The organism is Pseudoalteromonas sp. S2721 (assembly GCF_005887425.1).
GTDB classification, from domain to species: domain Bacteria; phylum Pseudomonadota; class Gammaproteobacteria; order Enterobacterales; family Alteromonadaceae; genus Pseudoalteromonas; species Pseudoalteromonas simplex.
In genome coordinates this window covers 1-256 of record NZ_PNCZ01000170.1, presented here as the reverse complement: position 1 = coordinate 256, position 256 = coordinate 1, and the positions used below count along the sequence as shown (strand labels likewise).

The 256-nt window shown below is 36.7% G+C and carries 1 pseudogene; it reads left to right on the top strand.

Annotated elements, in window-relative coordinates:
* Positions 1-75: 75 nt before the first annotated feature.
* Positions 76-256: pseudogene (locus CWC02_RS20895) on the top strand (GGDEF domain-containing protein); the annotation flags it as partial.

The window sequence follows — 256 nt, the reverse complement described above, 5'->3', positions numbered from 1 at the left end:
GCGATAGGTGACCATTCACTAAGATTTTGATGGAACTGTTTAAATCTAGCTATTCCTCTCATGGTGAAGTACAAGATGCGAATAACTCCGCTAAATTTTGCGATGTGTTTTGCGTATGTCAGCAATAAAACCCGCGAACTTAATGATGCTTTAGATAAAATTAGAGATGAATTTAAAACGTGCAGCCACGATCATGCTAAAGCGCTGTTCAACCAGTTTCTATCTAGTGATGATTTAGCTTTGTTTTATCAGTTAT